Below are 8212 nucleotides of genomic sequence, written 5' to 3'. Positions count from 1 at the left end.
ACGAACGACACGCCATTCGCAACAAGATCATCCGTGATCTTCTTGTCGATGTTCATGGAAAAAGAACCTTTCTTGGGAACGGGGAAATGGGGGGATCAGATGTTATGCGGCGTGGGCGCGCCATACCTGTCAGGGCGGGACAGGTGCGGATGTCAGGCCCATGGGGACAGGATGATCTTGGGGGCCGCAACGGCACCTGAGCGCAGCGCGGCAAAGGCCTGCGCACCGACCGCCAACGGGCGCGTCTCGGTCCAGTCCAGCGCGCCAAGCCGCCCATCGAAAATCGCGGCACAAGTGTCGCGGAAATCCTGCGCAGTATAGGTGTAGGTCCCGATAAAGGTGATCTCTTGAAGCGTCATGCGGCGTATGTCCAGACCACCCAGATCCTCGCCCAAGCCGATATGCAGGATCACGCCGCCCGGCTCTGCCAAGGCCGATGCCACCTGTCGTGTGGCCGCATAGCCCACCGCATCGACGACCAGTCCAAAGGCCCCCGTCCCGGCCGCAACCACGCGCTGGCCACAATGCTCCGCCAAGAAAGCCCGCCGGCTGTCATTCGGCTCCGCAATCGTCACGTCCTCGATGCCCTGCGCCTGCAAGGCCAGTGCCGCGGCCAGCCCGATGGCCCCGCCGCCCAGCACCAGCGCCGTCTGGCGCCCACCGGGATGCAGCGCCTCGATGCCCAGCCGCGCGGCGTGCCAGCTGACCGCCAGAGGCTCGGCCAGAGCCGCCTTTTCCAGCGGTACATCCTCCGGCACGGTTACAAGGTTCTCGGGCCGCATCGCCACATATTGCGCAAACGCCCCCTCGCGCGGAGGCATGGAAATGATCATCCGCTCCGGGCACAGGTTCTCGCGCCCCGACAGACAGGCCTGACAGGTGCCGCAGCTCACCAGCGGGTTGATCGTCACACGGGTGCCATCCCGCGCCCCGCCCTCGATCACGCCCGCCGCCTCATGGCCCAGGATCAGCGGCGCGGGCCGGCGCGCATCATGGCCAAGATAGGCGTGCATGTCCGACCCGCAGATGCCCGACGCTTCGATTCGGATCAGCTCCTGATCCGCCGCCGCCACCGCCATCGGCACATCCCGGTAGCCCAGCGTTTCCACACCATCGTAAACCAAGGCCTTCATCTGCTCTCCCTCACCCTTCGGCGCTCAGGTCAAAATTCTCGCCCGGGAAATACTTGGCCAGCCGCACATCAGCGGCACGCGCATGGCCCTCCATCCCCTCCAGCCGGGAAATCCGGGCCGTCGCCTCGGCCACACCCTTGGACCCTTCGCGCGTCGCGCGCTGCCATGTCACGATCTTCATGTACTTGTGCACCGACAGACCGCCGGTATATCCCGCCGCACCGGATGTGGGCAAAACATGGTTCGTGCCAGACGCCTTGTCACCATAAGACACCGTCGTTTCCTCGCCCAGAAACAGCGACCCATAGCAGGTCAGCCGCTCCAGCCACCACTCCAGATCCTCGGCCTGCACGGTCAGGTGCTCGGGCGCGTATTCGTCGGAACAGGCCGCCATTTCCTCGCGGTCGCTGCACAGGATCACCTCGGCATAATCGCGCCACGCGGCAAAGGCATTTTCGCGGTTCACCTCCGGCAGATCGTCGATCAGCCCCGGCACCATCTCCATCACCGTCTCGGCCAGCGCGCGGTCATCCGTCACCAGCCACACGGGCGAATTGTACCCATGTTCGGCCTGGCTGACCAAATCGGTCGCCACGATATGCGCGTCCGCCGTTTTGTCCGCAAGGATCAGGCTGTCGGTCGGGCCCGCGATCATGTCGATGCCGACGCGGCCAAAGAGGATGCGCTTGGCCTCGGCCACGAACTGGTTGCCGGGGCCGACCAGGATGTTCGCACGTGGCAGGCCGAACAGGCCAAAGGTCATCGCAGCGACACCCTGCACGCCGCCCATCGCCATGATCTTGTCTGCGCCGCACACATGCGCCGCATAAACGATCGCGGGTGCAATCCCCACGCCGGGGCGCGGCGGCGAACAGGCGGTGATGTGATTGCACCCGGCCACCTTGGCCGTCGTCACCGTCATGATCGCACTGGCGATGTGGCTGTACCGCCCACCGGGCACATAGCAGCCCGCCGCATCCACCGGGATCGCCTTTTGGCCTGCAATCAGGCCCGGCACGACTTCGACCTCGAAATTGGCGACTGTCGCCTTTTGCGCTTCGGCGAATTTCTTGACGTTGGCATGGGCAAACTGGATATCGGCCTTCAGCTTTTCTGGCACCAGATCGGCTGCCGCGGCGATCTCTTCGGGTGACAAGAGCACGGCACCGTCATAGCCGTCGAACTTTTTTGCATAGTCCATCGCAACCGCATCGCCGCCCGTCTCGATGTCGCGCAGAATGCCGGTGACGATGTCGCTGACGTCCGCCGCGCCCGATTGCGCGGTCAAGGTGGCTTTCTTGAGGTAGTCACGTGCCATGGGTGCTGGTGTCCTTGTCTTGTCGCGTGCGTGCGACAGACCCGTCGCCACGCTTTTGCCCGCACGCTAAGTTGCCAGCGTGATCCACACAAGCGGCGCAGACGTGACGCACATTTTCTTCGAAAACAATCCAGCGGACATTCGGCATTTTGGAATATGCGTGGCCGGGTTTTGAGACTTGTCTCAGTTTTTGCGATACCCTGCACCGGACCGCATTCAAAAAGGGAAATGAACGCCTTGCGCGTGCACGGCGCATGTCCTGCGCTCGACATACGGGGATCAGCGCCGCCAACGCGCAGGCAAACTGGATCGCAAGATCGCAACAAGAGAGGGGGTGGCGGACAGACAGGGATTCGAACCCTGGAGACGGTCTCCCGCCTACACACTTTCCAGGCGTGCGCCTTCGACCACTCGGCCACCTGTCCGTGCGCGCGTTCTATCCAAATCCGGCAGGGGAACGCAAGCGGTGAGTTACAGCTTTATCCCATGTTCTCGAGATGCAGATAGACGCGCCGGTTCATGCGGCCCTTCTTTTCGACCTTGCCGATCCGCAGCGCGCCGATCTCGCCGGTACGGGCCACATGGGTGCCACCGCAGGGTTGCAGATCGATCATCGCATCACCGTCCCCGATCCGGACCAAACGGATGCGCCCGGCCCCGCGTGGCGGCTGCACTGACAGCGTCTTGACCATGCCGGGATTGGCCTCCAGATCCGCTTGGGTGATCCATTCTTCGCTGACCCGCAGGTCGGCGGCCACATGGTCGTTGAGCGCGGCCTCCAGCGCCTCGCGGTCCTCGGGCGCCTGCTCCATGTCGAAATCCAACCGCCCGCGCCCGGCCCCCACGGCCCCGCCGGTCACTCCAAAGGGTAAGGCCACCGACAACAGGTGCAGCGCCGTGTGCATCCGCATATGGGCAAAGCGCCGATCCCAGTCGAGCGCCTGTTCGACCCGTGCGCCCACTGGCGGCAGGGCGCGCGGCTCTGCCGGCACGAGGACAATCGCGTCGCCCTCGCCCTTGATCGCCGTGGCAATGGACAGCGCACCGCCGCCCCAGCTCAGCGTTCCACTGTCGCCGGGCTGACCGCCGCCCGTGGGATAGAACACCGTCGCATCAAGCACGATGCCCCCCTCGGGCGTGTGGGCCACAACCTCGGCCTCCGATTCTCTGAGATACGCGTCCGCGCGAAACAGCATCCGGGTCATGCCTGGCCCTCGTCATCAGTGTCAGTTCCAGCGCTGCGCGGTTGCAACGCCTCGGGATTGCGCAGCCAGACATCCCGCTGGGCAAAGGGTATCTCGATCCCCTCTTCGGCGAAGCGCGCCGCGATCTGGTGGTTGATCTCGTTCTTGACCACCATCATCCAGTTCACATCGCGCAGGATCATCCGGATCTCGAAATCCAGACTGTCTGCCCCGAACCCGGCAAACAGGATCATCGGCGGCGGATTGGCCAGCGCCATGGGATGCGCCTCCGCGATCTCGCGCAACACCTTCTCCACAAACCGTGTGTCGGTGCCATAGGCCACGCCCACCGGGATGATCACCCGGCCCACCGTGTTGCCGCGCGTATAATTCGTGACCGTCCCGGAAATCAGATCCGCATTGGGCACAATCACATCCGTCCGGTCGAACGTCTCGATCCGGGTGGAGCGCACCGAGATCGACCGGACATAGCCCATCTGGCCGCCCACCTCGATCCAGTCGCCCTCGGAAATGGGGCGTTCGATCAGCAGAATGATGCCCGACACGAAATTCGACACCACCGTCTGCAGGCCAAAGCCGATGCCCACCGACAGGGCACCCGCGACAATCGCCAGGCTGGACAGATCGATGCCCGCCGCCGTGATCGCCACCAGCGCGGCCAGGAAAATCCCGACATAGCCCAGGCCCGACACGATCGCCGTCTGCCCGCCCGGATCGATCTTCGTCTTGGGCAGAACAGAGGTCTTCATCGCCCCCTGCACCGCACGGGTCAGCAGGTATCCCAGCACAAACACGATGACCAAGGTGAAAAAGCTGCCCGGCGAAATCGTCATGTCGCCGATGGTCAGCCCGGACCGCACCCGCGCCCACACCTCGGTCAGATCCGTGACCCGCGCGCCCCAGATCAACGCCAAAAGCGGCAGGCACAGCAAGACCACGACAAAACCCGCCAGCGTCGGCACAAGGCTCTCGCGTGCGCCCTCGCCCGGCCGGATCATCGCGTAGACATCGCGGATGAACCGCTGCAACAGCGCGACGGACCCGAACAGCGCAAGCGTCAGGATCGTGGGATAGATCAGGCCGCGTGACGCAGCCCCGAACCCAAAGGCCGCGAGCACCGGCGCGACCAAGCCGATGACAATGACCAACCGCCCCAGCAGCGACACAAAACGCGAGGCATAGTCGCCCTCGAAATCCGGCTCCCCCTCGATCCGGTGCTGGCGGTTGCGGCGCAACAGCCACCCCATCCGCATCAGGATCAGACCCGCCGCAATGGTCAGCGGGAAATGCAGCACCGCCTCCGACTGGATCTCATATCGGTCATAGTCGGCAAAGGTGCTGAGCAGGATGGACACGGCATAGATGACGCCCAGAACCACCGTATAGATATTGCCCTCGACCCGACGCTCCGGCGGCAAAGCCAGCGGTGTGGACAGGCTGTCATTGCGCGGAAAAATGCGGCTGGCCAGCCACAGCGAAAAGAACAGCGACAGGCCCACAGGCTCCAGCGCATCCAGCAGAACCGTGCCGCGCGTGCCCAGAATCTCGGTGACCCCGATGGCGCGCACAATGGCAAAAAGGCCCAGCATCGGCAGGATGATCTGCCCCAGCGATACGACGAACCCCGCGGCTTCGACCCCTGCCCCGCTGTCGCGACGCTGGATGCGCACGGCCAGCGCTTCGGACCAGCGGCGCGACCGGCTGACCAGCACCAGCCCGACCGCCAGCAACACCAGCACCAGCGGCAGGTTGTCCTGCGCACGCGCCCGCGCGGCCGGATTGTGCCACGACTGTTGGATATTGGCCCCTATGGCCAGAACACTTTCGGTGGCGCGGCGCAGCGCGCCACCCCAATAGGTCGGATTGGCGGGCGAAGGCCCCATGTTGAGCAGCGCATCCGCCTGCCTCTGGCGCAGGATCTCGTCGATTTCCGCGATGATCCCGTTGGCGCGACTGAACGCCTCTTCGGCCTTGCGACGCGGAATGCTCAGACGGTCCAGCTGTTCGGTCAGTTCCGCACGGCGAGAGGCGATTTCCTCGGGCTCGGTCGACCCTTCCTCGGGCGCAGGGCCCAGTGCATCGATCTGGTCTCGCAGGGTCTGGAGCCGGCTGTCATTGGTATTGAGCAGCGATTGGAACTGCTGCCGCCACCCGGCCACTTCGCCGCGCAGCGTGGTCAGCGCCTCGTCAGAGGCCTGCGCGCTTTCCACCGCGCCCTCGGCCCGTTCCGCGATACTCTGCCATTCCGCATAGTCCGGGCCGGTGGCCTGTGCGACAAGCTGTGTCGCCCAAAAGAGCGCCGCCGCAAGGACAAGCGCCGCGCCACGCCACGATGCCATCGCCGCCGTCACCCGTTAAACATCCTCGAACACGCCGGGAATGCTGGCGGGGCCACGGTCCAGCCATTCGGGCACGGGCAGGCCCTTTTCCTTGAGGAAATCCGGGTTATAAAGCTTGGACTGATAGCGCGTGCCAAAGTCGCACAGGATGGTCACGATGGTGTGGCCCGGCCCCAGATCGCGCGCCAGTCGCATGGCACCCGCGATGTTCACCCCCGTTGATCCGCCCATGCACAAGCCTTCGTTCTGCATCAGGTCAAAGACGATCTCGCAGGCCTCGGCATCCGGCACCCGGTACACCATGTCCGGCGTGAACCCTTCGAGGTTGGCGGTGATCCGCCCCTGCCCGATGCCTTCCGTGATGGAATTGCCGGGGTTCTCCTCACCGGTATAGATCTTGAAAAGGCCCGCACCCTCGGGGTCCGTCAACGCGACCTTGACGCCCTTGGGTTGCAGCACCTCGGCCACGCCTGCCAGCGTCCCGCCCGATCCCACAGCGCAGGTGAACCCGTCCACTTTGCCGCCGGTCTGTTCCCAGATTTCCGGGCCGGTCGTCTGTACATGCGCGCGGCGGTTGGCCACGTTGTCGAACTGGTTGGCCCAGATGGCGCCATTCGGCTCCGTCTCGTTAAGTTTCTCGGCCAAGCGCATGGAATAGCGGATATAATTGTTGACGTTGGCATAGGGTTTCGCAGGCACCTGAACCAGTTCCGCGCCCGCAAGGCGCAGCATGTCCTTCTTTTCCTGGCTCTGGGTTTCGGGGATGACGATCACCGTCTTGTACCCCATCGACGCCCCCACGAGCGCGAGGCCGATCCCGGTGTTCCCCGCCGTGCCCTCTACAATGGTGCCGCCCGGACGCAACGCGCCCGACGCCACCGCATCCTGAATGATCGACAGCGCCGCCCGATCCTTGACCGACTGTCCCGGGTTCATGAACTCGGCCTTGCCCAGAATGGTGCAGCCCGTCTCTTCGCTGGCGCGGCGCAGCTTGATCAGAGGTGTGTTCCCGACGGCCGCAGCCAGATCCGACGCATAGTCCATGTCAGCCCTTTCTCTTTCCTTTGTGCATCAGGTGTAGCTGCGTCGCTGTGCGACCTCAACCCACGTCGCCTGCGCGCAATCGTGCCCGGTGATGGGCCAGCCAGTAGGTCAGCAATGTCAGCGGCGCGTTCACCGTCCGGCGCGCCTCGGCCATTTCCATCAACGCCTCGAACGACAGCACATGCGACCGGATGTTCTCGCCCTCGTCCTCCTTGCCGGCCACACCGGCTGTCCCATCGGGCAGATCGCACAGACCGACATAGAGGTGAAAGAAATCCGTCGAGGCCGCGGGCGAGGCATAGCAATGCCCCACATCTTCCAGACTGCGGAATTGCAACCCCGCCTCCTCCTGCGCTTCGCGGTGGGCGGTCTCGGCGGGCTGCTCGCCCGGATCGACCAGCCCCGCGACCGGCTCCAGCTGCCACACATGCGGATCACGTCGCACGATGGGACCCATCCGCACCTGCTCTACCAGCAATACCCGATCCCGCACCGGGTCATAGGGCAACACGATGGTCGCATCCGCATTCACGAACACCGCGCGGTCCAACTCTTCGGATATCCCCCCGTCGAAGGTCTCATGCCGCAACTGCAACTCGTCCAGAGCAAAGAAATTGGCGTAAACCCGCGCGTGATGCCGAATGTCGACCGCCCCGTGCAGCACGCCATCGCCATGATCACCCGACCGCGCCAGGATCTGGCTCCAGGCCCGCGCGCGCATCCGCGGCAATTGCCGCGCCATCTCCTGCGGGCTCAACCGCCCGAAATGCGACATCGCCTCGCGCGCCGCGATCACCGTCATCTCGGCCCATTTGGCGCACCACGCGTCGAACAGCCATGCGCCATCCTCGGCCTCAACCGCATCCGACGGCAGATAGACCTGCGCCAGCGCGCCATTCGACAGCGCCGCGGCACCCACCGCGTAATCAAATCCGCCTTCGTAGAAATTCAACCGCGCCAGCGCATCACCGTCCAGCCCACGCACCAGCACACCCTGCGCCATGCCACTGCCCTGCGCCACCAGCACGGGGTACAGGCCCGCCTCGCCATTGCGCGCCACATATCCCGGCAATTCCGCCGCCGTCACGTCCAGATCGGACGCATCCCGGCCCAACACGCATTCCAAGAGCGGCACATGCCGCAATGTGCCGTAAAAGAACATATCTGTCATAG

At 64.5% G+C, this 8212-nt stretch carries 6 protein-coding genes and 1 tRNA gene; all 7 read right to left on the bottom strand.

All coding sequences use genetic code 11. The annotated features are described in order from the left end of the window. Nucleotides 1-152: 152 nt before the first annotated feature. Nucleotides 153-1133 carry an alcohol dehydrogenase catalytic domain-containing protein gene (locus Q0949_RS16720; protein WP_299374845.1) on the bottom strand — a complete coding sequence of 327 codons (981 nt, stop codon included), beginning with the start codon at nt 1131-1133 and terminating at the stop codon, nt 153-155. A gap of 10 nt (nt 1134-1143) precedes the next feature. Beyond that, a complete protein-coding gene (gene hisD, locus Q0949_RS16715) occupies nt 1144-2451 on the bottom strand; it encodes a histidinol dehydrogenase (RefSeq protein ID WP_299374842.1) in 1308 nt (435 codons plus the stop codon). A gap of 335 nt (nt 2452-2786) precedes the next feature. After that, nucleotides 2787-2876, bottom strand: a tRNA-Ser gene (locus tag Q0949_RS16710). A 54-nt stretch (nt 2877-2930) separates the two neighbouring features. Beyond that, nucleotides 2931-3656 carry an alanyl-tRNA editing protein gene (locus tag Q0949_RS16705; protein WP_299374839.1) on the bottom strand — a complete coding sequence of 242 codons (726 nt, stop codon included), beginning with the start codon at nt 3654-3656 and terminating at the stop codon, nt 2931-2933. Further along, entirely contained in the window at nt 3653-5995 is a 2343-nt protein-coding gene (locus tag Q0949_RS16700; protein WP_299374836.1) for a DUF3772 domain-containing protein, read from the bottom strand. Before Q0949_RS16700 ends, Q0949_RS16705 begins: the two co-directional genes overlap by 4 nt. Nucleotides 5996-6010: 15 nt before the next feature. Beyond that, nucleotides 6011-7039 (bottom strand): cysteine synthase A, encoded by a 1029-nt coding sequence (locus Q0949_RS16695; protein ID WP_299374833.1) that lies wholly within the window; start codon nt 7037-7039, stop codon nt 6011-6013. A gap of 55 nt (nt 7040-7094) precedes the next feature. Then, on the bottom strand, nt 7095-8210 hold the full coding sequence (locus Q0949_RS16690; RefSeq protein ID WP_299374830.1) for an NUDIX domain-containing protein: 1116 nt from the start codon (nt 8208-8210) through the stop codon (nt 7095-7097). Between the last annotated feature and the right edge of the window lie 2 nt (nt 8211-8212).

The sequence above is a fragment of the uncultured Tateyamaria sp. genome, assembly GCF_947487805.1.
In the GTDB taxonomy this organism is placed as follows: Bacteria; Pseudomonadota; Alphaproteobacteria; order Rhodobacterales; family Rhodobacteraceae; genus Tateyamaria.
This window is presented reverse-complemented; position numbering and strand designations above follow the sequence as displayed.

Bases quoted from the DNA above. Each gene is read 5' to 3' on its own strand.
- Q0949_RS16720 (WP_299374845.1), bottom strand. From the start codon at position 1,133: ATGAAGGCCTTGGTTTACGATGGTGTGGAAACGCTGGGCTACCGGGAT.
- hisD (WP_299374842.1), bottom strand. From the start codon at position 2,451: ATGGCACGTGACTACCTCAAGAAAGCCACCTTGACCGCGCAATCGGGC.
- Q0949_RS16705 (WP_299374839.1), bottom strand. From the start codon at position 3,656: ATGACCCGGATGCTGTTTCGCGCGGACGCGTATCTCAGAGAATCGGAG.
- Q0949_RS16700 (WP_299374836.1), bottom strand. From the start codon at position 5,995: ATGGCATCGTGGCGTGGCGCGGCGCTTGTCCTTGCGGCGGCGCTCTTT.
- Q0949_RS16695 (WP_299374833.1), bottom strand. From the start codon at position 7,039: ATGGACTATGCGTCGGATCTGGCTGCGGCCGTCGGGAACACACCTCTG.
- Q0949_RS16690 (WP_299374830.1), bottom strand. From the start codon at position 8,210: ATGACAGATATGTTCTTTTACGGCACATTGCGGCATGTGCCGCTCTTG.